The 25,409-nt window shown below is 38.7% G+C and carries 17 protein-coding genes, 9 tRNA genes, 2 rRNA genes, 1 pseudogene and 1 riboswitch; of the genes and pseudogenes, 24 read left to right on the forward strand and 5 right to left on the reverse strand.

The window, feature by feature from the left end:
• The first annotated feature begins 31 nt into the window (after positions 1-31).
• The 19 genes and pseudogenes from MKX37_RS00885 (at position 32) to MKX37_RS00980 (ending at position 14,983) form a co-directional block, all read left to right on the forward strand.
• Positions 32-2,953, forward strand: a 23S ribosomal RNA gene (locus tag MKX37_RS00885).
• A 91-nt stretch (positions 2,954-3,044) separates the two neighbouring features.
• A 5S ribosomal RNA gene (gene rrf / locus MKX37_RS00890) occupies positions 3,045-3,160 on the forward strand.
• Between the two features lie 9 nt (positions 3,161-3,169).
• Positions 3,170-3,244, forward strand: a tRNA-Asn gene (locus MKX37_RS00895).
• 4 nt (positions 3,245-3,248) lie between these two features.
• Positions 3,249-3,321 (forward strand) — tRNA-Thr (locus MKX37_RS00900).
• A gap of 23 nt (positions 3,322-3,344) precedes the next feature.
• A tRNA-Glu gene (locus tag MKX37_RS00905) sits at positions 3,345-3,419 on the forward strand.
• Between the two features lie 5 nt (positions 3,420-3,424).
• A tRNA-Val gene (locus MKX37_RS00910) sits at positions 3,425-3,500 on the forward strand.
• A gap of 16 nt (positions 3,501-3,516) precedes the next feature.
• Positions 3,517-3,600: transfer RNA gene (locus MKX37_RS00915), tRNA-Tyr, on the forward strand.
• Between the two features lie 65 nt (positions 3,601-3,665).
• Positions 3,666-3,740 (forward strand) — tRNA-Gln (locus MKX37_RS00920).
• Positions 3,741-3,745: 5 nt separating this feature from the next.
• Positions 3,746-3,821: transfer RNA gene (locus MKX37_RS00925), tRNA-Lys, on the forward strand.
• Positions 3,822-3,826: 5 nt separating this feature from the next.
• Positions 3,827-3,898, forward strand: a tRNA-Gly gene (locus MKX37_RS00930).
• Between the two features lie 10 nt (positions 3,899-3,908).
• Positions 3,909-3,981, forward strand: a tRNA-Ala gene (locus MKX37_RS00935).
• Positions 3,982-4,106: 125 nt separating this feature from the next.
• On the forward strand, positions 4,107-5,252 hold the full coding sequence (locus MKX37_RS00940; RefSeq protein ID WP_002124706.1) for a glycerate kinase: 1,146 nt from the start codon (positions 4,107-4,109) through the stop codon (positions 5,250-5,252).
• A 270-nt stretch (positions 5,253-5,522) separates the two neighbouring features.
• Positions 5,523-6,416 carry an arginase gene (gene rocF / locus MKX37_RS00945; protein ID WP_002029355.1) on the forward strand — a complete coding sequence of 298 codons (894 nt, stop codon included), beginning with the start codon at positions 5,523-5,525 and terminating at the stop codon, positions 6,414-6,416.
• A 248-nt stretch (positions 6,417-6,664) separates the two neighbouring features.
• Positions 6,665-7,486 (forward strand): diadenylate cyclase CdaA, encoded by an 822-nt coding sequence (gene cdaA, locus MKX37_RS00950; protein WP_002124707.1) that lies wholly within the window; start codon positions 6,665-6,667, stop codon positions 7,484-7,486.
• On the forward strand, positions 7,479-8,972 hold the full coding sequence (locus MKX37_RS00955; protein ID WP_002187537.1) for a CdaR family protein: 1,494 nt from the start codon (positions 7,479-7,481) through the stop codon (positions 8,970-8,972). The genes cdaA and MKX37_RS00955 overlap by 8 nt, the downstream gene beginning before the upstream one ends.
• Positions 8,965-10,311, forward strand: coding sequence for a phosphoglucosamine mutase (gene glmM, locus MKX37_RS00960; RefSeq protein WP_002029377.1), 1,347 nt, complete (start codon positions 8,965-8,967; stop codon positions 10,309-10,311). Before MKX37_RS00955 ends, glmM begins: the two co-directional genes overlap by 8 nt.
• A 286-nt stretch (positions 10,312-10,597) precedes the next feature.
• Positions 10,598-10,783, forward strand: a pseudogene (locus MKX37_RS00965) (hypothetical protein).
• A 12-nt stretch (positions 10,784-10,795) separates the two neighbouring features.
• Positions 10,796-12,598, forward strand: coding sequence for a glutamine--fructose-6-phosphate transaminase (isomerizing) (gene glmS / locus MKX37_RS00970; RefSeq protein ID WP_002091471.1), 1,803 nt, complete (start codon positions 10,796-10,798; stop codon positions 12,596-12,598).
• Between the two features lie 417 nt (positions 12,599-13,015).
• Complete coding sequence (locus tag MKX37_RS00980) at positions 13,016-14,983, forward strand: S9 family peptidase (RefSeq protein WP_078203954.1); 1,968 nt, start codon at positions 13,016-13,018, stop codon at positions 14,981-14,983.
• Positions 14,984-15,164: 181 nt separating this feature from the next.
• On the opposite strand, the gene MKX37_RS00985 is transcribed toward MKX37_RS00980, so the two are convergent.
• Positions 15,165-15,671: a DoxX family membrane protein gene (locus tag MKX37_RS00985; RefSeq protein ID WP_002124713.1), complete on the reverse strand. Its 507-nt coding sequence runs from the start codon at positions 15,669-15,671 to the stop codon at positions 15,165-15,167.
• A gap of 374 nt (positions 15,672-16,045) precedes the next feature.
• Between MKX37_RS00985 and MKX37_RS00990 the strand changes: the two genes are divergently transcribed.
• Positions 16,046-16,822, forward strand: coding sequence for an SDR family oxidoreductase (locus tag MKX37_RS00990; protein ID WP_002124715.1), 777 nt, complete (start codon positions 16,046-16,048; stop codon positions 16,820-16,822).
• 48 nt (positions 16,823-16,870) lie between these two features.
• Here MKX37_RS00990 and MKX37_RS00995 read toward each other — a convergent pair whose 3' ends face one another.
• The 4 genes from MKX37_RS00995 to MKX37_RS01010 form a co-directional block, all read right to left on the reverse strand.
• The gene (locus tag MKX37_RS00995; protein ID WP_002124718.1) at positions 16,871-17,539 is read right to left on the reverse strand and encodes a methionine ABC transporter permease; all 669 of its coding nucleotides are present in this window, start codon (positions 17,537-17,539) and stop codon (positions 16,871-16,873) included.
• On the reverse strand, positions 17,514-18,554 hold the full coding sequence (locus MKX37_RS01000; RefSeq protein WP_003186912.1) for a methionine ABC transporter ATP-binding protein: 1,041 nt from the start codon (positions 18,552-18,554) through the stop codon (positions 17,514-17,516). The genes MKX37_RS00995 and MKX37_RS01000 overlap by 26 nt, the downstream gene beginning before the upstream one ends.
• 12 nt (positions 18,555-18,566) lie before the next feature.
• Positions 18,567-19,379, reverse strand: a complete 813-nt coding sequence (locus MKX37_RS01005; protein ID WP_078422257.1) for a MetQ/NlpA family ABC transporter substrate-binding protein — start codon at positions 19,377-19,379, stop codon at positions 18,567-18,569.
• An 85-nt stretch (positions 19,380-19,464) separates the two neighbouring features.
• A riboswitch (SAM riboswitch) is annotated at positions 19,465-19,578 on the reverse strand.
• Positions 19,579-19,658: 80 nt separating this feature from the next.
• Complete coding sequence (locus MKX37_RS01010; RefSeq protein WP_033733702.1) at positions 19,659-20,567, reverse strand: NAD(P)-dependent alcohol dehydrogenase; 909 nt, start codon at positions 20,565-20,567, stop codon at positions 19,659-19,661.
• A 145-nt stretch (positions 20,568-20,712) separates the two neighbouring features.
• Between MKX37_RS01010 and MKX37_RS01015 the strand changes: the two genes are divergently transcribed.
• The 4 genes from MKX37_RS01015 to MKX37_RS01030 all read left to right on the forward strand — a co-directional run bounded on the left by MKX37_RS01015 (position 20,713) and on the right by MKX37_RS01030 (position 25,365).
• Positions 20,713-21,477, forward strand: a complete 765-nt coding sequence (locus MKX37_RS01015; RefSeq protein WP_002009840.1) for a DUF6612 family protein — start codon at positions 20,713-20,715, stop codon at positions 21,475-21,477.
• Between the two features lie 112 nt (positions 21,478-21,589).
• Positions 21,590-23,026 carry an FAD-binding oxidoreductase gene (locus MKX37_RS01020; protein ID WP_078422258.1) on the forward strand — a complete coding sequence of 479 codons (1,437 nt, stop codon included), beginning with the start codon at positions 21,590-21,592 and terminating at the stop codon, positions 23,024-23,026.
• Positions 23,023-23,556 (forward strand): MFS transporter, encoded by a 534-nt coding sequence (locus MKX37_RS01025; protein WP_002091456.1) that lies wholly within the window; start codon positions 23,023-23,025, stop codon positions 23,554-23,556. Before MKX37_RS01020 ends, MKX37_RS01025 begins: the two co-directional genes overlap by 4 nt.
• A 90-nt stretch (positions 23,557-23,646) precedes the next feature.
• Positions 23,647-25,365, forward strand: a complete 1,719-nt coding sequence (locus MKX37_RS01030) for a DUF3981 domain-containing protein (protein ID WP_002124726.1) — start codon at positions 23,647-23,649, stop codon at positions 25,363-25,365.
• The last annotated feature ends 44 nt before the right edge of the window (positions 25,366-25,409 follow it).

The raw sequence follows: 25,409 nt of genomic DNA on the forward strand, positions 1-25,409 counted from the left end.
AGTGTAGCTCATATTTTTTTAATTTTAGTTTGGTTAAGTTAGAAAGGGCGCACGGTGGATGCCTTGACACTAGGAGTCGATGAAGGACGGGACTAACGCCGATATGCTTCGGGGAGCTGTAAGTAAGCTTTGATCCGAAGATTTCCGAATGGGGAAACCCACTATACGTAATGGTATGGTATCCTTACCTGAATACATAGGGTATGGAAGACAGACCCAGGGAACTGAAACATCTAAGTACCTGGAGGAAGAGAAAGCAAATGCGATTTCCTGAGTAGCGGCGAGCGAAACGGAATCTAGCCCAAACCAAGAGGCTTGCCTCTTGGGGTTGTAGGACATTCTATACGGAGTTACAAAGGAACGAGGTAGACGAAGCGACCTGGAAAGGTCCGTCACAGAGGGTAATAACCCCGTAGTCGAAACTTCGTTCTCTCTTGAATGTATCCTGAGTACGGCGGAACACGTGAAATTCCGTCGGAATCTGGGAGGACCATCTCCCAAGGCTAAATACTCCCTAGTGATCGATAGTGAACCAGTACCGTGAGGGAAAGGTGAAAAGCACCCCGGAAGGGGAGTGAAAGAGATCCTGAAACCGTGTGCCTACAAATAGTCAGAGCCCGTTAATGGGTGATGGCGTGCCTTTTGTAGAATGAACCGGCGAGTTACGATCCCGTGCAAGGTTAAGCTGAAGAGGCGGAGCCGCAGCGAAAGCGAGTCTGAATAGGGCGTTTAGTACGTGGTCGTAGACCCGAAACCAGGTGATCTACCCATGTCCAGGGTGAAGTTCAGGTAACACTGAATGGAGGCCCGAACCCACGCACGTTGAAAAGTGCGGGGATGAGGTGTGGGTAGCGGAGAAATTCCAATCGAACCTGGAGATAGCTGGTTCTCCCCGAAATAGCTTTAGGGCTAGCCTTAAGTGTAAGAGTCTTGGAGGTAGAGCACTGATTGAACTAGGGGTCCTCATCGGATTACCGAATTCAGTCAAACTCCGAATGCCAATGACTTATCCTTAGGAGTCAGACTGCGAGTGATAAGATCCGTAGTCAAGAGGGAAACAGCCCAGATCGCCAGCTAAGGTCCCAAAGTGTGTATTAAGTGGAAAAGGATGTGGAGTTGCTTAGACAACTAGGATGTTGGCTCAGAAGCAGCCACCATTTAAAGAGTGCGTAATAGCTCACTAGTCGAGTGACTCTGCGCCGAAAATGTACCGGGGCTAAATACACCACCGAAGCTGCGAATTGATACCAATGGTATCAGTGGTAGGGGAGCGTTCTAAGTGCAGTGAAGTCAGACCGGAAGGACTGGTGGAGCGCTTAGAAGTGAGAATGCCGGTATGAGTAGCGAAAGACGGGTGAGAATCCCGTCCACCGAATGCCTAAGGTTTCCTGAGGAAGGCTCGTCCGCTCAGGGTTAGTCAGGACCTAAGCCGAGGCCGACAGGCGTAGGCGATGGACAACAGGTTGATATTCCTGTACCACCTCTTTATCGTTTGAGCAATGGAGGGACGCAGAAGGATAGAAGAAGCGTGCGATTGGTTGTGCACGTCCAAGCAGTTAGGCTGATAAGTAGGCAAATCCGCTTATCGTGAAGGCTGAGCTGTGATGGGGAAGCTCCTTATGGAGCGAAGTCTTTGATTCCCCGCTGCCAAGAAAAGCTTCTAGCGAGATAAAAGGTGCCTGTACCGCAAACCGACACAGGTAGGCGAGGAGAGAATCCTAAGGTGTGCGAGAGAACTCTGGTTAAGGAACTCGGCAAAATGACCCCGTAACTTCGGGAGAAGGGGTGCTTTCTTAACGGAAAGCCGCAGTGAATAGGCCCAAGCGACTGTTTAGCAAAAACACAGGTCTCTGCGAAGCCGTAAGGCGAAGTATAGGGGCTGACACCTGCCCGGTGCTGGAAGGTTAAGGAGAGGGGTTAGCGTAAGCGAAGCTCTGAACTGAAGCCCCAGTAAACGGCGGCCGTAACTATAACGGTCCTAAGGTAGCGAAATTCCTTGTCGGGTAAGTTCCGACCCGCACGAAAGGTGTAACGATTTGGGCACTGTCTCAACCAGAGACTCGGTGAAATTATAGTACCTGTGAAGATGCAGGTTACCCGCGACAGGACGGAAAGACCCCGTGGAGCTTTACTGTAGCCTGATATTGAATTTTGGTACAGTTTGTACAGGATAGGCGGGAGCCATTGAAACCGGAGCGCTAGCTTCGGTGGAGGCGCTGGTGGGATACCGCCCTGACTGTATTGAAATTCTAACCTACGGGTCTTATCGACCCGGGAGACAGTGTCAGGTGGGCAGTTTGACTGGGGCGGTCGCCTCCTAAAGTGTAACGGAGGCGCCCAAAGGTTCCCTCAGAATGGTTGGAAATCATTCGTAGAGTGCAAAGGCATAAGGGAGCTTGACTGCGAGACCTACAAGTCGAGCAGGGACGAAAGTCGGGCTTAGTGATCCGGTGGTTCCGCATGGAAGGGCCATCGCTCAACGGATAAAAGCTACCCCGGGGATAACAGGCTTATCTCCCCCAAGAGTCCACATCGACGGGGAGGTTTGGCACCTCGATGTCGGCTCATCGCATCCTGGGGCTGTAGTCGGTCCCAAGGGTTGGGCTGTTCGCCCATTAAAGCGGTACGCGAGCTGGGTTCAGAACGTCGTGAGACAGTTCGGTCCCTATCCGTCGTGGGCGCAGGAAATTTGAGAGGAGCTGTCCTTAGTACGAGAGGACCGGGATGGACGCACCGCTGGTGTACCAGTTGTTCTGCCAAGGGCATAGCTGGGTAGCTATGTGCGGAAGGGATAAGTGCTGAAAGCATCTAAGCATGAAGCCCCCCTCAAGATGAGATTTCCCATAGCGTAAGCTAGTAAGATCCCTGAAAGATGATCAGGTTGATAGGTTCGAGGTGGAAGCATGGTGACATGTGGAGCTGACGAATACTAATAGATCGAGGACTTAACCATATAATATGAAGCTAATGTTATCTAGTTTTGAAGGAATATATATTTAAAATTCCTTTTGACATTCTCAAAAGAATGTGTATAATGTTAAAAGTCTGGTAATGATGGCAGAGAGGTCACACCCGTTCCCATACCGAACACGGAAGTTAAGCTCTCTAGCGCCGATGGTAGTTGGGACCTTGTCCCTGTGAGAGTAGGACGTTGCCAGGCTTATATTATTCCGCAGTAGCTCAGCGGTAGAGCTATCGGCTGTTAACCGATCGGTCGTAGGTTCGATTCCTACCTGCGGAGCCATTATGCTTCCATAGCTCAGCTGGTAGAGTACTTCCATGGTAAGGAAGAGGTCACCGGTTCAAGCCCGGTTGGAAGCTTGGGAAAAGTTTTGTTTTTTTTTGGCCCGTTGGTCAAGTGGTTAAGACACCGCCCTTTCACGGCGGTAACACGGGTTCGAATCCCGTACGGGTCACCACTTTTGGAGGATTAGCTCAGCTGGGAGAGCACCTGCCTTACAAGCAGGGGGTCGGCGGTTCGATCCCGTCATCCTCCACCATATATTTTTAAATGTCGGAGGGGTAGCGAAGTGGCTAAACGCGGCGGACTGTAAATCCGCTCCTTTGGGTTCGGCAGTTCGAATCTGCCCCCCTCCACCATTTTCTTTAAAATAACCTGAGAGGGTTTATTTTTTTGAAAAGATAACCATACTAGTAAATATTAATGGGCTATAGCCAAGCGGTAAGGCAACGGACTTTGACTCCGTCATGCGCTGGTTCGAATCCAGCTAGCCCAGCCATTTACGAGCCATTAGCTCAGTTGGTAGAGCATCTGACTTTTAATCAGAGGGTCGAAGGTTCGAATCCTTCATGGCTCACCATTTTCGCGGAAGTAGTTCAGTGGTAGAATACAACCTTGCCAAGGTTGGGGTCGCGGGTTCGAATCCCGTCTTCCGCTTAATTACTAAGGGGCCTTAGCTCAGCTGGGAGAGCGCCTGCCTTGCACGCAGGAGGTCAGCGGTTCGATCCCGCTAGGCTCCATATAAATAGGAAAAGCTTACATCAAATGATGTAAGCTTTTTTTGTGTTTAAATTCCACTCAAAAAGGAAACTTTTCCGTATATCGTTTAAAATGAAAAAAAGGGATTGAATAAGGGGGGATAATTATGAAAGTTGTCATTGCATCGGATTCATATAAAGAAAGCCTGAAAGCTATAGAGGTATGTGAAGCTATTGAAAGGGGTTTTGCAGCAGTTTTTCCTAAAGCAGAGTACGTTAAAGTACCAATTGGAGATGGAGGTGAAGGAACGGTCGAATCTCTTGTTGGTGCTACAATGGGGGGAATTATATCACTTAATGTGACAGGGCCGCTTGGGGAGAGTGTGCAAGCCTATTATGGAATGTCTAAGGATAAGGAGACAGCATTTATTGAAATGGCGGCAGCATCAGGATTACAACACGTTCCAATTGAAAAGAGAAACCCACTTATTACAACGACAAAAGGGACAGGTGAACTGATATTACATGCATTAGATCAAGGAGCTAAACACATTATTTTAGGGCTTGGAGGAAGTGCTACAAATGATGGTGGGGCAGGTATGTTGTCTGCTTTAGGCGTAGAGTTTATTAATAGGAAAGGTGAAGTAATTGAGCCCTCTGGAGGAACATTACATTTGATTACTGCTCTTAACCTTTCTCGTATGGATACACGTTTGAAGGATATAAAGCTAGAAGCAGCATGTGATGTCGACAATCCATTAGTTGGACCAAAGGGAGCGTCTTTTGTATTTGGGAGACAAAAGGGTGCGAATGTAGAGATGATGAAAGAGCTAGACGGGAATTTAAAACATTATGCTAATATACTTAAACAGTACGTATCTTTTGATGTGTCCCTAATACCTGGTGCAGGGGCAGCTGGAGGAATGGGAGCCGCTGTCGTTGCAGTACTAAAGGGACAGCTAAGAAAAGGGATTGAAATTGTATTAGATTATACAAATTTTGATAAGTGTATAGAGGGTGCCGATCTTATTGTAACTGGTGAGGGAAGGATAGATGAACAAACAGCTTATGGAAAAGCTCCTGTTGGTGTCGCGAAGCGGGCGAAATGCCGTCATATTCCTGTAATTGCTATTGGTGGATCTGTATCTCCGAACTATACAATTGTTTATGAAAAGGGAATTGATGCAGTATTTAGTATTACAGCAAGTCCAATGACATTAGAAGAGGCATATAAAAGGGCAGAAGAGAATATAGAAATGACAGCGAGAAATATTGCAGCAGTGTGGAAACTAGCATCAGAAAAACGCTTCTAAGTGTAGAAGTGTTTTTTAAATTCAGTTATTTGAGGATGTTTTGTGTAATTCTAGGTATTGATGGAGAAAGGCACGGATAAAAATATTAGCTGATAGAAAAGTTAGTTGGTTCATTAAGTTAACTTTATACATAGAATAGTTTAAAAATCGGGAGTCCAACGTAAATATAAGTGAATAAAATGTATATCCATGCAGAAAAATGTCGAGTTGAGTCAGACTATATAAAAGATTTAAAATATTTAGTGAAGGCATAAAAGGGGGATACTATCTATGAAAAAAGAAATCTCAGTTATTGGAGTTCCAATGGATTTAGGACAGATGCGTCGCGGGGTTGATATGGGACCAAGCGCGATCCGTTATGCAGGGGTAGTTGAAAGAATTGAACAAATTGGATATGACGTAAAAGATATGGGAGATATATGTATAGAGAGAGAAAAAGAAGTAGATGAAAATACAAAGTTACGAAACCTTACTCAAGTTGCAACTGTATGTAATGAACTAGCGACTAAGGTTGATCATATTATAGAAGAAGGTCGTTTTCCACTTGTATTAGGCGGTGATCATAGTATTGCTATCGGTACGCTAGCTGGTGTGGCGAAACATTATAAAAATTTAGGTGTTATTTGGTATGATGCACACGGTGATTTAAATACAGAAGAAACATCACCATCTGGAAATATTCACGGTATGTCACTTGCTGCAAGTTTAGGTTATGGACATTCTTCACTTGTAGATTTATACGGGGCATACCCGAAAGTAAAAAAAGAGAACGTTGTAATTATAGGTGCACGTGCATTAGATGAAGGAGAAAAGGACTTTATTCGTGAAGAAGGCATTAAAGTATTCTCAATGCATGAAATTGATCGTATGGGTATGACGGCTGTTATGGAAGAAACAATTGCGTATTTATCTCATACTGACGGTGTTCATTTATCATTAGATTTAGATGGGCTTGATCCTCATGACGCACCAGGAGTTGGAACACCTGTAATTGGTGGTCTATCTTATCGTGAAAGCCACTTAGCGATGGAGATGTTAGCAGAAGCTGATATTGTTACATCTGCTGAATTTGTTGAAGTAAATACGATTTTAGATGAGAGAAACAGAACAGCAACAACAGCGGTTGCTTTAATGGGTTCTTTGTTCGGTGAAAAACTAAAATAAATGTAAGAAAAGCAACTGAGAAGTTGCTTTTTTTATTTGAAAATAGGCGTATAATAATGACTTATATTATACTGTAGGATAAGAAAGTTTGACATCTTACCAATTTAAGCTAAAGGGGGGCGTTTGTAATTGTCGTTTGGTTCATGTATGGTATAATTAACTAGTTGTTGGAAATACATACAGATAGAGCATAAAATAATATTTCAATATATGGATAGAATTGCTCGTAAGTAGGAGGAAGGGTTAGCATGCCTTTTGAAGATACGACCATTTTGAAATATCTTAGTACGGCATTAGATATTGCTGTTGTATGGTTTATTATATATAAGCTAATTCTTATAATTCGGGGCACGAAGGCTGTGCAACTTTTAAAAGGTATTACAGTTATTATTGTCGTCCGGATGATTAGTATTTTACTTGAATTGCATACGCTATATTGGCTAACGGAACAAGTATTAACGTGGGGATTTTTAGCCGTTATTATTATCTTCCAGCCAGAATTGAGAAGAGCACTTGAGCAGCTAGGACGGGGTAGCTTATTTTCGCGTGTGGGAAATCAGGGGGAAGATGAACCTGAAATTGTTGCAACAGCGATAGCTAAAGCAACGGAATATATGGGAAAACGTAGAATTGGTGCACTAATTACTTTGTCAAAAGAGACTGGGATGGATGATTATGTAGAAACGGGTATTCCGCTAAATGCAAATGTATCATCGGAATTACTCATTAATATTTTTATCCCTAATACCCCTCTTCATGATGGAGCAGTAATTATGCAGGGAAGTACAATTAAAGCAGCAGCATGTTACCTTCCGTTATCAGAAAGCCCATTTATTTCTAAGGAGTTAGGAACTAGGCATCGCGCTGCAATGGGAGTTAGTGAAGTCACTGATAGTATTACAGTAGTTGTGTCGGAAGAAACAGGCCAAATTTCTTTAACGAAAAACGGTAAGTTACATCGTGATTTGAAGACAGAACAGCTGAAGGACATGTTGTTAGCAGAATTTAGTGGGAACGAAAAAACGACTTCTTCGTCTTTATGGAATTGGAGGAGAAAGCGTCATGGATAAGTTAATGGAGAATCATTGGTTTTTAAAAGGAATCTCATTACTATTGGCGTGTATGCTTTTCATGTCAGCAACTTTAACTGAAAAAAATACGACATCGAGTATATTACCTTTCGTAAATGAAACGAAAGAAACATTAACTGATTATCCTATTACCCTGAAGTATGATGAAGAGAAATATATTGTAAGTGGTATTCCATCAGGTGGAGTTAAGGTGAAGTTGGAAGGTCCAAAATCAGCAGTTGCTACAGCAAAAGCAAAAAAACAATTTGATATATCAGTTGATTTGCGAGATAGTCAAAAAGGAACTTATGAAGTTTCTTTAAAAGCGAATGGGCTTCCAGATGATGTGAAAGGAACAGTCCAACCAGCAACAATCAAAGTTACTCTTCATGAAAAAGCGAGAAAATATGTTCATGTAGACTTAAAATTATCAAATGAGGATCAGATGCCAGCGGGTGCTACTCTCGAAAAATCAAACATTAAACCTGATACTGTTGAGGTAGTTGGGACGAAAGAAGAAATCGAAAGTATTTCATCTGCTAAGGCGTATATTGATTTAAAAGGTGTTAATAAAACTGTTACAAAAACACCCGAAGTTACATTATACAATAAAGAAGGAAAACGTTTAAATGTAAGAACGAGTCCATCTAAAATTAGTGTAACATTGAATGTGGCGACGCAAGCTACGGCCAATAATACTGAAAAAACTGTTCCTGTGACGTATACGAAAAAGGGGAGTTTGCCAGAAGGATTGACTGTTACAAATATTAGCGTTGAGCCGAGAGAAGTAACGATAGCAGGTCCAAAAGACATTTTGGATAATATACAATCTATAGAGGGGGTCGAGGTAGATTTTAGTCAATTGACGGATTCTACAACATTCGATGCCTCTGTTTTATTGCCAAAAGGTGTAACAAGTGCAAAACCAAATCAAGTGAAGGTTTCCGTAGGGGTACAAAAGGTAAAACAAACGAAAAGTAAAACTATTGATGGTATCCCGATTCAAAAAAGTGGAATTCCGAATGATGTTACTGCGCAGCTACTTTCGCCACAAGATGGAAAGATAAGCGTTGATATTTCAGGAGAAGCAAGTATAGTAGATAAAATAACAGCTGCTCAAATAACAGCGGCGATTAATCTGCAAAATGTATCTCCGGGGACGACAGATGTTTCTATTCAAGTGAGTGGTCCTGGTAATATTTCGATAGAAGCAAAACAAAAAAGTGCTAAAGTCACAATTGTGAAGAAAGAAAAGCCGGATAAAGAAGTACAGGGTAATATTGAACAACCAGATTCAAAAAACAATCAAGAAAATCAAACTGAAAAACCAAAAAATCCTGAACCTAATCCAGAAAAGGATCAGGAAAAAGAAAAAGAAAAAGACAAAGAAAAAGAAAAAGACAAAGAAAATGGCCAAGAAACGAGCCAAGAACCAACAGTAGATAATCAAAAAGAGCACGAAAAAGGAGCGAATAATAATGGGTAAATATTTTGGTACAGACGGAGTACGCGGGGTTGCAAATAAGGAATTAACACCTGAATTAGCTTTTAAAATAGGACGTTTTGGCGGCTATGTATTAACAAAAGATACAGATCGTCCAAAAGTAATTATTGGCCGTGATACACGTGTATCTGGACATATGCTAGAAGGAGCTTTAGTAGCAGGCCTATTATCAACTGGAGCGGAAGTAATGCGCCTTGGTGTTATTTCTACACCAGGTGTGGCTTATTTAACAAAAGCTTTAGGGGCGCAAGCAGGTGTTATGATCTCTGCATCTCATAACCCAGTACAAGATAATGGAATTAAGTTCTTCGGTTCAGATGGATTTAAATTAACAGATGAGCAAGAAGCAGAAATTGAAGCGTTATTAGACAAAGAAGTTGATGAGCTACCACGTCCAACAGGTACTAACCTTGGACAAGTGAGTGATTACTTTGAAGGTGGACAAAAATATTTACAATACATTAAACAAACTGTAGAGGAAGATTTCTCTGGTTTACATATTGCTTTAGATTGTGCACATGGTGCTACATCTTCTTTAGCTCCATATTTATTTGCAGATTTAGAAGCTGATATTTCAACAATGGGAACTTCACCGAACGGTATGAATATTAACGCTGGAGTAGGTTCTACGCATCCAGAAGTGTTAGCTGAATTAGTAAAAGAAAAAGGTGCTGACATTGGTCTTGCTTTTGATGGTGACGGAGACCGTTTAATCGCAGTAGACGAAAAAGGAAACATCGTTGATGGCGATCAAATTATGTTTATTTGCGCGAAGTATATGAAAGAAACTGGTCAATTGAAACATAATACAGTTGTTTCAACAGTTATGAGTAACTTAGGTTTCTACAAAGCGCTTGAAGCAAACAATATTACAAGTGATAAAACAGCAGTTGGTGATCGCTACGTAATGGAAGAGATGAAACGTGGTGGATATAACCTGGGCGGAGAACAATCAGGTCATATTATCTTACTTGATTACATTACAACTGGTGATGGAATGTTAAGTGCACTTCAACTTGTAAACATCATGAAAATGACGAAAAAGCCATTATCTGAGCTTGCAGGCGAGATGACAAAATTCCCACAATTACTAGTAAACGTTCGTGTAACAGATAAAAAACTAGCATTAGAAAACGAGAAAATTAAAGAAATTATTCGTGTTGTAGAGGAAGAAATGAACGGAGACGGTCGTATTCTTGTTCGTCCATCTGGAACAGAACCACTTATTCGTGTAATGGCAGAAGCACCGACACAAGAAATTTGTGATGGGTATGTACATCGTATTGTAGAAGTTGTGAAAGCGGAAGTTGGAGCTGAATAATTTACCAAATTTGTTTTAAAAGGAGCACAAGAAGTGCTCCTTTTTCATATGTTTTATAGATAATGAAAAAAATTTCATTGACGATTTATATTGTTTGTTATACGATGGTCTTGTTCTTTTTCTCAAAGGAAATATTGTAAATTATAAAAGCGCCAGAACTACAAGTAGTGTAGTTGACGAGGTGGAGTTTATCGAGATTTCGGCGGATGACTCCCGGTTGTTCATCACAACCGCAATCTTTTACTTAAAACATTAAGGTGACTTAGTGGACAAAGGTGAAAGTGTGATGAGAGAAGAGGAACGGATGAATACTAGCTGTATAAGTATATACGGACTTTAACCCAATCGAGAGGAAGGTGAAAGCCGTTACAAGCTTACAGGGCTAGCAATATGTAATCCGTTTTTTAGTATAAATAAAAATGGTATCGGACTATGTCGTTACATGTTCGCAGAGCAGTGTAAGCATTTGTAACGGCGACTAAACATGTGTGGAATCGTAGGATTTATTGGAGAGCAAGATGCAAAGGAAATTTTATTAAAAGGTTTAGAAAAGCTAGAATATCGCGGATATGATTCAGCAGGTATTGCAGTACAAGCAGAGAACGGTGTTGTTGTATACAAAGAAAAAGGCCGTATTGCAAAACTTCGCGAAGTCGTAGAAGAGAACGTAGCAGCAAGCGTGGGAATCGGTCATACACGCTGGGCTACACACGGTGTTCCAAGCAAACTAAACGCGCATCCGCATCAAAGTACATCAAAACGCTTTACACTAGTTCATAACGGTGTAATTGAAAACTATGAGTTAGTGAAAAAGGAATATTTACAAGATGTAACGTTCGTAAGTGAAACAGATACAGAAATTATCGTGCAACTTATGGAACAACAAGTAAGTACAGGACTAAGTGTAGAAGACGCGTTCCGTCAAACATTATCTCTTTTACATGGTTCTTACGCAATCGGACTACTTGATGCTGAAAATCCAAACATGATTTATGTTGCTAAAAACAAAAGCCCGCTATTAGTAGGTGCTGGTGATAACTTTAATGTTATTGCAAGCGACGCTATGGCGATGTTGCAAGTTACAGATCAATTTATCGAGTTAATGGATAAAGAAATGGTAATCGTAACAAAAGAAAGCATTACAATTAAAAACTTACAAGGTGAAACGATTGAACGTGCACCGTTTACAGCGGAATTAGACGCAAGTGATATTGAAAAAGGAACGTATCCTCATTTCATGCTAAAAGAAATCGACGAGCAACCACTTGTAATCCGTAATATTATTCAAAAGTACCAAGATGAAAATGGCGAAATTGAATTAGATCAAGATATCCGTAACGCAATTTTAGATAGCGATCGCATTTACATCATTGCATGTGGAACAAGTTATCATGCAGGTCTTGTTGGAAAGCAATTCATTGAGAAATTTGCGAAAGTACCAGTTGAAGTACATGTAGCAAGTGAATTCTCTTACAACATGCCATTATTAACAGAAAGACCATTCTTCATTTATATTTCACAAAGTGGTGAAACAGCTGATAGCCGTGCAGTACTTGTGCAAACAAATGAAATGGGTCATAAAGCATTAACAATTACAAACGTACCTGGTTCTACGCTTTCTCGTGAAGCTGATTATACACTTCCTTTATATGCAGGACCAGAAATCGCAGTTGCATCGACGAAAGCATACACAGCACAGCTTGCAGTACTTTCAATCTTAGCGGCTGACATTGCAAAAGCAAAAGGTGAGGTTCTTGATTTCGATTTAACACATGAATTAGGACTTGTAGCAAATGCAATGGTAGTACTTTGTGATCAAAAAGAAGAAATGGACGCATTAGCAAAACAATTTTTAGCAACAACGCGTAACTGCTTCTTCATCGGACGTAGCGTAGACTTCTTCGTAGGTTTAGAAGGTGCGTTAAAACTAAAAGAAATCTCTTACATCCAAGCAGAAGGATTTGCTGGAGGAGAATTAAAACACGGTACAATTGCCTTAATCGAAAACGGTACACCAGTTATCGCACTTGCTACACAAGAGCACGTAAACCTTGGAATTCGTGGTAACGTGAAAGAAGTAGTAGCACGCGGAGCTAACCCATGTATCATCTCAATGAAAGGCTTAGAAATGGAAGGTGACAGCTTCGTATTACCAGCTGTACACGAAGCACTAGCACCGCTAGTAGCAGTTATTCCATTCCAACTTATCTCATACTACGCAGCGCTTCACCGCGAATGTGACGTTGATAAGCCACGTAACTTAGCTAAGTCTGTTACTGTTGAGTAGGAGATTGGTAGAGTAACTAGATTATTGTAAATTTAAAATAAAGTCACGACGTTTATAAAAAAGTTGTGAAGCTTTGCCCCTTTGGATATGATTATCTAAAGGGGCATTTTTGTGTCGAAAAAAAGAATATCTAAAATCGATAAGTGGATTAAAGAGGGGCAAGGAACTGGCAGTGGGAGAGATTATCAGCCTTGTCTTGAAATTCAAGATGATCCCTCATTAGATCGGTCAGTGGGATTTAAAAAGTATAAAAACCGGCAGATAGCATGAGGTTTTATCGGATTTGGGACGGAACTACTTTTATTTAACTGAATTTTCTGTTGTTATTTCAGATATTCGTTGATGGAAAAAAACACTGATTAAAGTTTCACTTTATTGAACAAATTAGATTACTAGACATTACAAGGGGGGTTATTAATGAAGGTGAAAGAAAAAACATATTTAAGTATAGAAGAGATTATTTCATTACCAACCTTATCAGGTGCAAATATAAGTGATGACGGCAAAGGCGTAGCATTTGTTAAGAAGACAGCTAACTGGAAAGACAATACATATAGGAATCATATATGGATATATGAAAAAGATAAGGAGCAGAGTTACCTATTAACAACTGGGGATATAGATAGTATACACCCATTATGGTCCCCAGATTCTAGGGATATCGCATACCTTAGCCCAGTTGGTGACGGAGATAATAAGAAAAATCAAATCTTTGTTAAGTCAATAGATGGTTATAGTGAGTTACAAATTACTGATGAGAAAGAAGGGGTCAGTACATTCAAATGGGAGCCTACTGGTAAAGGTTTTTATTATGTTGCACAGTCAAAAGAATGTGAGGAAATAAAGAAACGTAAAGAGCTATATGGGGACTTCCAACATGCAGGTAAGGAACATCGGAATAATTGTTTATATTACATTGAAATAGAAAAAGGGATACAAAATGATAAAGAGGAACGTGAGATTAGCGGTGTTTATCAACTAACGGATGGTAAGGATTTTTATATACATAACTTTGATATTTCAAATGATGGGACAAAGGTTGTATTTATGGCTACACCAAGCCTAAACGATCATATGAATGGTGATCTATACATATTAGATGTTGAAGCTGAGGAACTACAAAAGATGAATGTAGATAAGTTGTTGGGCGGGAGCGTTTGCTTTTCTCCTGAGGGCAGCAAAATATGTTACTCAGCAAGCATAAGAGAGAAGGATTACTATAGAAACCATATACAAGAAAGTACATTAGAGATATATGATATGAATACTGGAGAGGTAATTCAGCCTCTAACAAATTTTGATAGTACGGTTATGCCATTACAGTGGACAGATAAGGGGATTTTAATTAGATGGCAGGATAAAACTAACTATCGTATTGGATTGCTATGTGAGGATGGCACTGTGGAAATGTTAGGTGACAAAGTAGATGGCTTTATAATGGATGCTTCTATAACAAGGGATGGAAATCATATATCCTATAGTAAGGCTATAACAAATGAAACCTTTGAAATCTATTTAGACGATAAAAAAATAACGGATGAAAATAGCCTTTTTAAAGGGAAGCTGAAAAGTAACAGGGAAATAATCTCATGGCAAAGTAGTGATGGTCTTGAAATAGAGGGTGTTTTATCAACCCCAGTAGATTTTGATGCCAACAAAAAATATCCTTTATTAGTAGTAATCCATGGTGGACCAGCTTGGGCATCTTTTCCGATATTCTCAGACTGTTTTAATGAGAAATATCCGATTGAGCAGTTTATCGAAAAAGGCTTTATAGTTTTAGAGCCAAACTATAGAGGAAGTTCTGGCTATGGTAATGAGTTCTTAAAAGCCCACTATAGAAAACAGGGAATTGCTGACTACGAGGATGTTATATCTGGAGTGGATGAACTAGTTGAGCAAGGGATTGTAGATAAAGATAGAGTAGGAGTTATGGGATGGAGTAACGGAGGATATATATCAGCCTTCTGTTCTACGTTTAGTAATAGATTTAAAGCTATTTCAGTTGGGGGCGGAATTACTAACTGGAGTACCCATTATGTAAATACAGATATCCCTTACTTTATTAGAATGCATTTAGGAAATACTCCATGGAATGATCCAGATATATATACAAAAACATCGCCAATGACATATATTAAATCAGCCTGTACGCCTACCTTAATCCAACATGGCGAAAAGGATGCAAGGATTCCAACTTCCAATGCATATGAGCTATATCAAGGGTTAAGGGATATGGAAGTTAATACAGAATTAATTATTTTTAAAGGAATGGCATATAGTTCTGACCAGCCAGGAATTAATGTGGCTATTATGAAGCAGAATTTGATGTGGTTTTCACACTATATTCTTGGAGAAAGTATGAAAGAATTTAGGGTTTTATAATGGCTTGTTTTAGTCTTTAAGCTTTTTAGGTGCTTGAAATAAAGTCGTACACATTTATTCGGTTATATATGATTGAGTTTAACATTGCGGATAAGGCAAACTGTGAAATGTTTTGGTGTAAATGAGAAAAGAGCCTGAATGTAGGCTCTTTCCTTATTTATATTTAAAAGATGAACTATTCTTATGCAGTTTTACTTAATTTATATGCTTCACGGTTATTTTTTTTGAAAAGTTTTGGGAAAACATAACCATCTAATCCAATACGTCCAGCATTCTGTCCTGCAACTAAAATGAACATAGTTAAAATAAGCAGGTTTGGGTTTACACTAACAGTTCCGCTTAATAAAAATGAAAGGTTCATTATGATGCCGAAAAATGCAGCTGTTTTTGTTAATCCACCTAAAATCAAACCTAGCCCTACTAAAATTTCTCCCCATTGAACTAAAAAGCTAAATAGGTCTGCGTTTGGAAGAACAAAATGTTGAAGAAAATCTGCCCACCAACCTTGTACTGCAGGATGGGCACCTGATGCTTGAGCGATAGCTCCTTTTAGAAAACCACTTGCGTCAAAAGATTGTCCAAAAACTTTTCCTATTCCAGCAGCAAGCCATGCATATCCTATGTAAAGTCGTAAAAATAATAATATGAAAGTAGCGCGTTTATCAGTTCTTAAAAAATTGATAACCATTGAAATCCCTCCAATGTATTGTATTTACATGTTTATTATATATCCATTGTGAATAAATTCACAATGGAGGAAATGTGAACAAAAATAGGTTAGGAGTAATTGTTTTATTGTTTGTAACATTTCATCTATTTTGGTAGACTAATAATGGAGATATATCAAAAGGAGGCAAAGAATAGATATGTGGATGAACTTGTAATGATTAGAAATTAGATAGATGAATTTTTCTCTCGTAAGTGAGGGTTTATTTAGCTACCTATAAATCATTCAAGGAATGCATATTTGTTTTGTACATCCCTTTTGTAAGGATAGATGCCTATGTGGGGAAATTTATATCTCTTATATAAAATATGCGTCCTTTAACTTTGGAGGAGTATATGATGAATCAATTAAAAAATAAAGTAGCAGTTGTTACAGGTGTAAGTCGTCTAGACGGTATAGGAGCAGCTATTTGCACGGAGTTAGCAGAGGCTGGATACGATATATTTTTTACGTATTGGACAGAATACGATAAAGAGATGCCTTGGGGCGTTGATAAAAATGAACAAATACAATTAAAAGAAAAGTTGATACAAAATGGTGTCAAAGTATCGAGCATGGAGTTAGATCTAACTCAGAATGATGCATCAAATCAGCTTATAAATAAAGTTACTGAACAATTAGGGTACCCTCATATATTAATTAATAATGCAGCATATTCTACAAATAATGATTTCTCTAATTTGACTGCTGAAGAACTAGATAAGCACTACATGGTAAATGTTCGTGCGACTACATTGTTAAGTAGTCAATTTGCCCAAGGTTTTGATAAGAAATCTGGTGGTAGAATTGTGAATATGACGTCGGGACAATTTAAAGGACCTATGGCAGGAGAATTAGCGTATGCAACAACGAAGGGAGCAATTGACGCTCTTACTAGTACGTTGTCAGCGGAAGTGGCCCATTTAGGGATAACAGTGAATGCAATTAATCCAGGTCCAACTAGTACAGGATGGATGACTGAGGAGATAAAGCAAGGATTAAGACCGATGTTTCCTTTCGGCAGAATTGGTGAGCCAAAGGATGCAGCAAGGCTTATTAAGTTTTTAGTGAGCGAAGAAGCCGAATGGATTACAGGGCAAGTTATTCATTCAGAAGGTGGATTTAAGAGATAATTTTATAATTAAAAAGAAGGTATCTCATTTCAATGAGATACCTTCTTTTTAATCTTTCTTCAATCTTCGTGCAACACCATTCCCTAAAGACTGTAATCCTTGAACGAGGATAATCAAAATAAAGACGGTTGCATACATTACTTCAGGTTCGTAGCGTAAATGTCCGAATCGATATGCTAAATCACCAAGGCCGCCAGCACCGACAAGTCCAGCCATTGCTGTTGCACCGATTAAGCCGATCGTTGCGATTGTTAATCCAAGTACGAGAGACGGGCGAGCTTCTTTAACCATAACGTGCCAAATGATTTTTAAAGTAGAGACTCCCATTGCTTGATATGCTTCAATGACACCGCGATCCACTTCTAATAAAGCAGTTTCCATTAAACGGGCAATGTAAGGGGCTGTGAAGACAACAAGTGGTACGATAACACCTTGCACGCCAATGGACGTTCCCATTAGAAACTTTGTAAAAGGTAAAATGAAGAATAATAGAATGATAAACGGAAGAGAACGAATGATATTAATAACTGTATTAAGAATAGGATAGATAATTTTATTTTCTCGCTGTCCACCAGGTCTCGTTAAAACAAGTGTGACACCGAGTGGTAATGCAATAAGAATAGAGATAAGTAGTGAAATAGATGTCATTTGAAATGTTTGAATTGTTGCTTCCCATATTACGTTACCCCACTCATCCAAAAAGGACTTGTTTCCCATAATCTGTTCTACCTCCTTCTACGATGATCCCTTGTTCTTGTAAAAATGATAAGGCACGGTGTACTTCACTTTTTTCACCTTGCATATGAACGATCAGTTTTCCATATGCCTCATGTTTTAACTGTGTAATATTGCCTGATAAAATATTAGGATATACGTGGAAACGTTTTGTAGCGACAGCTAACGCTGGTTCTCCTGAAGCGGTTCCTATAAATGAAAGTGTTACGATTACCCCGGTGCTTTGTAGTTCTTTCTGTACCTCTTCTGGAATTTTAGCTGCAAACGCGCTATTTACAAATTTCTTCGTTGTTACATGTTGTGGATTTGTAAAAATGTCCTTCACTGTTCCACTTTCAACGACAGATCCATGTTCCATTACAGCAACTTGGTCACAAATACGCTGGATGACATTCATTTCGTGTGTAATTAGCAAAATCGTAATTCCGATTTCTTCGTTGATCTTTAATAATAAATCAAGAATAGAATCAGTCGTTTCCGGATCTAATGCGCTCGTTGCTTCATCACTTAATAAAACTTCAGGCTCATGAGATAGTGCGCGAGCGATCGCTACACGTTGTTTTTGACCACCAGATAATTCACTTGGATAGGCATCTTTTTTATTAAAGAGATCAACAATGCGTAAATACTTTTCTACCCTTTTTTCAATTTCATTTTTGGGAAGACCAGATAGACGTAAGGGTAGTGCGATATTTTCATAAACGGTAACGGTTTTAAGTAAATTGAATCCTTGAAAAATCATGCCGATCTTTTTTCTCGCCTTTGCGAGTTCTTTTGTCGATAAGGTTGTTAACTCTTGTTCATTTATAATGATATCTCCTGTCGTTGGTTTTTCTAATAAATTTACACAACGGATTAATGTACTTTTACCAGCGCCACTATATCCGATGATTCCAAATACTTCGCCCTTTTTTACTTTAAGGGAAGTTGATTTAAGAGCCTCAACATTCCCTTTTTTTGTTGTAAATACTTTGGAGACGTTTTTTAATTCAATCATTATAGTCAGCTCCTACCAAGACGGTAAAACAGAACCATCGAATTTTTTCTCAATGAAATCTTTTACTTCTTTAGATTGATAAGCTTTCTTTAATTTATTAACAACAGCATCATCTTTATTTTCAGTACGAACAACGACCCAATTCACATATGGTGAATCTTTTCCTTCGCGGAAAATAGAATCTTTCGCTGGGCTTAATTTTGCACCTAATGCAAAGTTTGTATTAATTGCAGCTGCCTTTACTTCACTTAGCTGTGTTGGTAATTGAGATGCCTCTAATTCAACAATCTTTAAATTTTTCGGGTTTTCAATTACATCTTTTGCAGTCGCTTTTTCTGTAGCTTTTGGATCAACCTTTAAAACACCTGCTTTTTCAAATAGCTTTAAAGCACGAAGCTCATTTGTTGGATCATTTGGGACAGCGATTGCATCGCCCTCTTTTAATTCTTTTACATCTTTTAAGTTTTTAGAATATACACCCATAGGGAATGTTACTGTGGAAAATACTTCAGTTAATTTCATGTTGCGTTCAGCTTTAAATACGTCTAAATAAGATTTAGTTTGATAGCTATTTACATCGAGGCTTTTTTCATCTAAAGATACGTTTGGCGCTACATAATCATTAAATACCTTTACATCAATTTCGAGACCATCTTTTGCTGCCACTTCTTTTACCTTTTCAAAAATTTGTTCATGCGGTCCACCCGTTACGCCGACAGTAATCTTTTTCTCATCTAATGCTTTTACCTCTTTATCAGAATTAGCACCACATGCACCTAACAATAATACCGCTCCACTTACAATACTTAATAACACCTTTTTCATCTATAATTCCCCCTTAATATACGTTCCAAAATAAAAAGCACCTCTCAAAAATAAGAGAGGTGCCGAATAGACGAAATAGGTTCCTCTCTTATCTTCCAAAACGAAAATCGTTCTGCAGGAATTAGCACCTTAGCTTATACGTTATAAGCTCGGTTGCCGGGCATCATCGGGCCAGTCCCTCCGCCACTCTTGATAAGAGTATGTGTATGTAGTTTTTTAATATGGTACTAATAGTAAATCTTACAAAAAGAATTGTCAATATTATTTTCTGAATATATTTTATTTTAAGGTAATCGAAACGTTCCCTTTTTTATGTCCCTTTTCCACATACATATGAGCTTCAGCAATTTCTTCTAATCGGTAAGTTCTATCAATAACGGGCTTTAGTTTTTCCGTTTCGACTAGTTTTTTTAATAGAATCATATCCTCTTTACTTACCTTGGCCATCATTCCATTAACAGATACATATTTTCCATTGGGTGTTAATGTATTTGTACAAAGGGATTGTTTATACTTCCCAACTGCATCAAATATAATATCGTAGCATTTGCCTTGCTTAGTAAAATCTTCTTTCGTATAATCAATTACTTTATCAGCTCCTAAAGATTGCACGAGTTCAAAATTTGAATTACTACAAACAGCCGTAACGGTCGCGCCGAAATATTTAGCAAGTTGTACAGCAGCTGTTCCTACTGATCCGGAGGCACCATATATGAGCACTTGTTGCCCTTTTTTTATACGGCCCTTTCTCAGGAAATGTAATGCTGAAGTTCCGCCAAAAGGAATAACTGCCGCTTCTTCATACGTCACATTGGTAGGTTTTAATGTTATTAATCCACTTTCATGTACGCATGTGTACTCGGCATAACCACCGAGGTTTAGTTCTGTTAATGCAAAAATTGGATCACCTTTTTTAAATTGAGTTACATCTGTTCCTACTTCTTCGATTTCACCGGATAACTCTACGCCGAGTACAGGTTTTCTCGGTTTTCTGAAACCTAATATGATCCTCATAGGAATCCAAAATAAGAGGGGGCTATTAAAGCCGCGTATTCTACAATCTCCAGTCGTTACACTTGTTGCGTGAATTTTAATTAATACTTCGTTCTTTTTAGGTGTAGGTTTCTCTATATTTTGAAGCTGAAGAACGTTAGGTGGTCCATACTGTGTGCAAATGATCGCCTTCATAATGACCTCCTGAAATGAGTTGTTGTTATTTACATCATATTTAAAACCTTCATTAAACATGTCGCTATATAGCGAATAAAGATTAAAAATTATATAGATTTCGTAGGAAAAGAGGTGATATTATTTTGGGAAAGGGGGCGACATTATGAAAAAAACTATTATTATTTCAAGTTTAGTGCTTGCAATCAGTCTAGGGGTAGGGTGTAGCAATGAGAAAACAACAAAGACTGATGAACCGAAAAAAGAAGCCATGCAAAAAGAAAAGGAATTAGAAGCGAAGGATGTTTTCAAGAAAACGAACGAAGCTTTTAAAAATGAAGAAAATGTAACGATGACATATGATGTAGGGTTAAAAGCTGAGGGAACAGAGATGGATATATTAAAGGCTAAGATGCAATTAGAGCCAAAGACAAAGAATTCTCGTTCTGAAATGAATATTTCTGGTACAGATGTTGTAGTGTATACTGTGGATGGTAAAGTTGCTGGTGAGGTGAAAAACCCTAATACAGGAGAAGTTATAACCGTACCAGAGGAGCAATTAAACGCTGGTGGAATGAAAGCGACTCAAGATATTATAGATAATTTAGAAGTACCAGCAGTAGTTTTAGATAAAATGAAGATGGAGAAAAGCGGAGATAAATATAAACTGAAATTTACATTAAAAGGGCAAGAAACAGAAAGTATGTTAACTAGCATGGATGAAACGCAGAAGAAAATGTTACAAGCACAAAATGCGAAGATAGAAGAAGTGGATGCAGAATATATCATTACAAAAGATTTTAAATATGAATCAGCGAAGATAGATATGATTATGAGTAGTAATGGTAAGGATAAGGCACACATTATTACGAATGCAAAATATACGTCGTACGAAAAGTTTGACCCAATACAATTGCCGGCAGCAAAGTAACAGTTTTGATCAGGGGGGACCTAAAATAAGGTGCCCTCTCTTTTTTATACTTTCTTCTTAGGAAAATAGGTACAATATGAAGAGGGAAAACTGTGGAAGAGGAGAGTGTCATTTGAAAAAAAGAAAGATAGCGGTGGTCATTGTAGCTTATACAGTGTTGCTTGCGACATCTATAAATACATATAAAGAGCAACTAGAACATCCTATTATGAGCGATGTAGGAAAGTTGCTTCCAACGAAAATTAAACGTGTTGAAAATGCTGAGGATGAACGTTCATTAAAACAGTTAGTGCAAGATGCAAATGTTTCTGGAGAGAAGATTTCTATTGCAGGTATGCAACATAGCCAAGGCGGACAGACGTATTATCCGAACGGTACGATGCTTGATATGAAAGGATATAATGAAATATTAGAATTCGATCCGGAGAAGAAGAGGATTAGGGTGCAAAGCGGTGTCACATGGAATGACATTCAAAAGAAAATCAATCCATATGGTCTTGCAGTTCAAGTGATGCAATCTCAAAATATTTTTACTGTTGGTGGTTCATTAAGTGTAAATGTACATGGGCGTGATATTCGTCATGAAGCATTGATTGGTACAGTAGAGTCGTTCAGATTGTTAATGGCAGATGGTACGGTGCGTAATGTAAATAGAGAAGAAAATGCTGACTTGTTTCCGTATGTAATTGGGGGATATGGATTATTTGGTGTGATTTTAGATGTGACGCTACAGTTAACAAACGATGAATTGTATGAAACGCATACGAAAGTACTAGATTATAAAGAATACTCTTCATACTTTAAGAATAAAGTGCGAAGGGATGAGAATATACGTATGCATTTAGCACGTATTTCTGTTGCCCCAAATTCATTTTTAAAAGAGATGTATGTGACAGATTATGTACTGGCAGAAGATCAACAGAAGTTGAAAGAGTACAGCAAATTAAAAGAAGAAAATATTATAGCTACGCCGAAATTTTTGCTCGGGTTATCACGTTATAGTGACTGGGGAAAGGGCGCATTTTGGGACATACAAAGAAGTTATTTTGAACGTACAGATGGTAAGTACGAAACGCGAAATAACGTAATGAGATCTGATAGTACTTTTATGGAATACGATAATCCAAACTTGACCGAAGTTTTACAAGAGTACTTTGTACCGATAGATGGTTTTGCAGCGTATATAGATGATTTGCGAAGCGTTTTAAATGAAGAGGAATTAAACCTTCTTAACATTACAATCCGCTATGTAGAAAAGAATGAGAATGCGGTGCTATCTTATGCGAAAGATGATATGTTTGCGCTTGTGCTTCTAATTAATCAAGGGCGTTCTGAAGATGAAATAAAGAAAACAAAAGTGGTCATTCAAAAGATGATTGATGTTACGTTAAAGCATAATGGAAGTTATTATTTACCGTATTATTCTTATCCGGAAAAGGAGCAACTAAAGAAAGCGTATCCTCGCATAGAAGAATTCCTTCAGAAGAAGAAGGAAGTAGACCCAGAGGAAAGGTTTGTGAATTTATTTTATAAGGAGTATAGCAAATGACATATAGAAGATTTGTAGCCTCACAAAGCATTATTATGATGGCGGGTAGTATGGTATTTCCTTTTTATATACTATTGCTTCGAAATGTAGGAAATAGTTTCTCGCAATTTGGCTGGGCGTACGGCTTATTTGCCTTAACTTCAGCTCTAGTATATCCGTTAGTTGGAAGAATCTCTGATAGGGTAGGTGATAGAAAGTTATTAATTATATACGCATGGTCCATGGCTATATTAATGCTTTTTTTCCCTATTGCAACAGAAGTTTGGCATGTATACATTCTCCAAATTTTAATGGGTATTTTAGGTGCTGTGCAGCGTAATACGGAGAAGACATCGTTAGCACGAAAGGTAGCGCATAAGGAAGCTGGTTACGAAATTGGAAAATACCATGTATGGACATCAATTGGGGGCGGAGTAGCTATAATTGCAACTGGTTACCTAGTGGATTTCTTTACGATAGGGACTATTTTTTACATTGCTTCAGTTTTATATGTAGTTAGTGGATTTGTATTAAGCCGCGGTGATAAGTAATTAAAAGTATTTCCATTCCCATTTTTACCTGATTACCCTTTATTTGTTATACTTATGGAGAAGACAAAAGAAAAGGGGACATTGCCTTTGATGAAATTTATAGTTTTAGCTATTCTCACTTTGTTTTTGATTCCATGGACTAGAAGCGGTAATAAAATTCGCGCGGTGGATAAAGGAGGAAATGAGAAAGTTGTAAAGGGTAAGAAATCATCTATTTTAGTTATTCCTGTTTTATTTTGGATAGGTATTGCAATCTATGAATATTTCTGGCTAATTGATGATCGAGCAGATTCTATTCTTACTCATTATTCTGTTGCAGTAGCGATTTTAATTGGGCTTGTTTTATTCTCACAAGAGCAGGTAGGGAAATTAGAAGGTACGTTAAAAGGACTTCTAATGTTCCTTTTACTCGCAAGTTACGGCTATTTTGGTTATTTGCACGATATAGTAATCTCGCAAAAGAAATATGATTCGGTCGTGAAGGTAGAGAAAGATATCTCAGAGCCATTTACTGAAAATGACCAACCGTTTACAGTTCCGCCTAAAACAGCGGAAAATAAAATGAAAAAGGTATTTGGTGATATTCCGAAAGTAGCTTATTTTGAGCTAGGGGAATTAACGCCACAAATGGTAAATGGTGAGGCTTTATATGTAGCACCGATAGAAGTTTCAGGATTTTTTAAAGCACGTAAAGCGGAAACAATTCCAGGTTACGTAACGATGTCAGGTACAAATCCTGATGCGGAAGCGAAATTACATCTTGGATATAAAATGAAGTATGTACCAAGCATGTTTTTCGGTAATAAATTAGAACGTGTCGTTCGAAAAGCAGAGCCAGATTTAGTTTTTAAAGGGAAACCAAAATTTGAAGTTGATGATAAAGGAAAACCGTATTATACAATGACATACGGCGAGTTTATTTCAGGAAGATCAGGGTTTGAAGTAGAAGGCGTTGTCGTTGTTGATGCACAAACAGGTGATGTGAAACGATACGATAAAGGGAATGCACCTAAATTCGTTGATGGTGTATTAAATCATGAAACAGCATCTACGTTAAATACGTACTTCGGAAAATACATTCACGGATTTTGGAATACGAAATTTTCACAAACTGACATGAAGATGCCGACTGAGTGGGGGACGAAGGAAGGCGTTACGCCAATCTTCGGAAAGGATGGTAAACTGTATTACTTTACAGATTTCACCTCTCCGAAAGAAGGCGTAGATTCTGCCCTCGGCTACTCATTAGTTGATGCACGTACAGGAAAGTTGTATTACTACAACGGAAAAGAAGTGAAGGGAATTATGGACGGTTCGGCTGCTACAGAAGTAGTGGATAATTCCTTTAAGAGAGAGAAATGGCATGGAACGATGCCGGTTATTTATAACGTATATGGTAAACCTTCTTGGATTGTACCGGTTATTGATGACGGCGGATTAGTACGTGCTCATACTGTCATATATGCTTCTAATGCAAAAGTGTTTGCAACAGGTTCAACGCAAAAAGAAGCACTTGAGAATTATAAAAATGCGCTGAGCGGAAGTGGTGATTCATTTAGACCGACTTCAAATGGGAAAGAAGCGCAAAAAGAAGGTACTGTACAACGTGTGTATAAAGAAAAATCAGGTGAAAATACGATTGTGTACGTACTATTAGAAAACGAGCAAAAAGTATTCATGGTACCGGCGAAGAAATTCCCATATGCAATGTTTACAGAAGTAGGAGATCCAATTCAAATCACATATTTAGACACAGGAGAAATGATGGCATCTGTATCTAAATTTACAAATAGTAATTTGAAAAAGTAAAGCGATAGAGATTCTATCGCTTTTTTTACATTATTAAACAGGAA

The organism is Bacillus sp. FSL R5-0709 (assembly GCF_038004785.1).
In the GTDB taxonomy this organism is placed as follows: Bacteria; Bacillota; Bacilli; order Bacillales; family Bacillaceae_G; genus Bacillus_A; species Bacillus_A mycoides.

Excerpts from the sequence above, each read along its gene's own strand:
- MKX37_RS00940 (WP_002124706.1), top strand. The coding sequence starts at position 4,107 with ATGAAAGTTGTCATTGCATCGGATTCATATAAAGAAAGCCTGAAAGCT.
- rocF (WP_002029355.1), top strand. The coding sequence starts at position 5,523 with ATGAAAAAAGAAATCTCAGTTATTGGAGTTCCAATGGATTTAGGACAG.
- cdaA (WP_002124707.1), top strand. The coding sequence starts at position 6,665 with ATGCCTTTTGAAGATACGACCATTTTGAAATATCTTAGTACGGCATTA.
- MKX37_RS00955 (WP_002187537.1), top strand. The coding sequence starts at position 7,479 with ATGGATAAGTTAATGGAGAATCATTGGTTTTTAAAAGGAATCTCATTA.
- glmM (WP_002029377.1), top strand. The coding sequence starts at position 8,965 with ATGGGTAAATATTTTGGTACAGACGGAGTACGCGGGGTTGCAAATAAG.
- glmS (WP_002091471.1), top strand. The coding sequence starts at position 10,796 with ATGTGTGGAATCGTAGGATTTATTGGAGAGCAAGATGCAAAGGAAATT.
- MKX37_RS00980 (WP_078203954.1), top strand. The coding sequence starts at position 13,016 with ATGAAGGTGAAAGAAAAAACATATTTAAGTATAGAAGAGATTATTTCA.
- MKX37_RS00985 (WP_002124713.1), bottom strand. The coding sequence starts at position 15,671 with ATGGTTATCAATTTTTTAAGAACTGATAAACGCGCTACTTTCATATTA.
- MKX37_RS00990 (WP_002124715.1), top strand. The coding sequence starts at position 16,046 with ATGATGAATCAATTAAAAAATAAAGTAGCAGTTGTTACAGGTGTAAGT.
- MKX37_RS00995 (WP_002124718.1), bottom strand. The coding sequence starts at position 17,539 with ATGGGAAACAAGTCCTTTTTGGATGAGTGGGGTAACGTAATATGGGAA.
- MKX37_RS01000 (WP_003186912.1), bottom strand. The coding sequence starts at position 18,554 with ATGATTGAATTAAAAAACGTCTCCAAAGTATTTACAACAAAAAAAGGG.
- MKX37_RS01005 (WP_078422257.1), bottom strand. The coding sequence starts at position 19,379 with ATGAAAAAGGTGTTATTAAGTATTGTAAGTGGAGCGGTATTATTGTTA.
- MKX37_RS01010 (WP_033733702.1), bottom strand. The coding sequence starts at position 20,567 with ATGAAGGCGATCATTTGCACACAGTATGGACCACCTAACGTTCTTCAG.
- MKX37_RS01015 (WP_002009840.1), top strand. The coding sequence starts at position 20,713 with ATGAAAAAAACTATTATTATTTCAAGTTTAGTGCTTGCAATCAGTCTA.
- MKX37_RS01025 (WP_002091456.1), top strand. The coding sequence starts at position 23,023 with ATGACATATAGAAGATTTGTAGCCTCACAAAGCATTATTATGATGGCG.
- MKX37_RS01030 (WP_002124726.1), top strand. The coding sequence starts at position 23,647 with ATGAAATTTATAGTTTTAGCTATTCTCACTTTGTTTTTGATTCCATGG.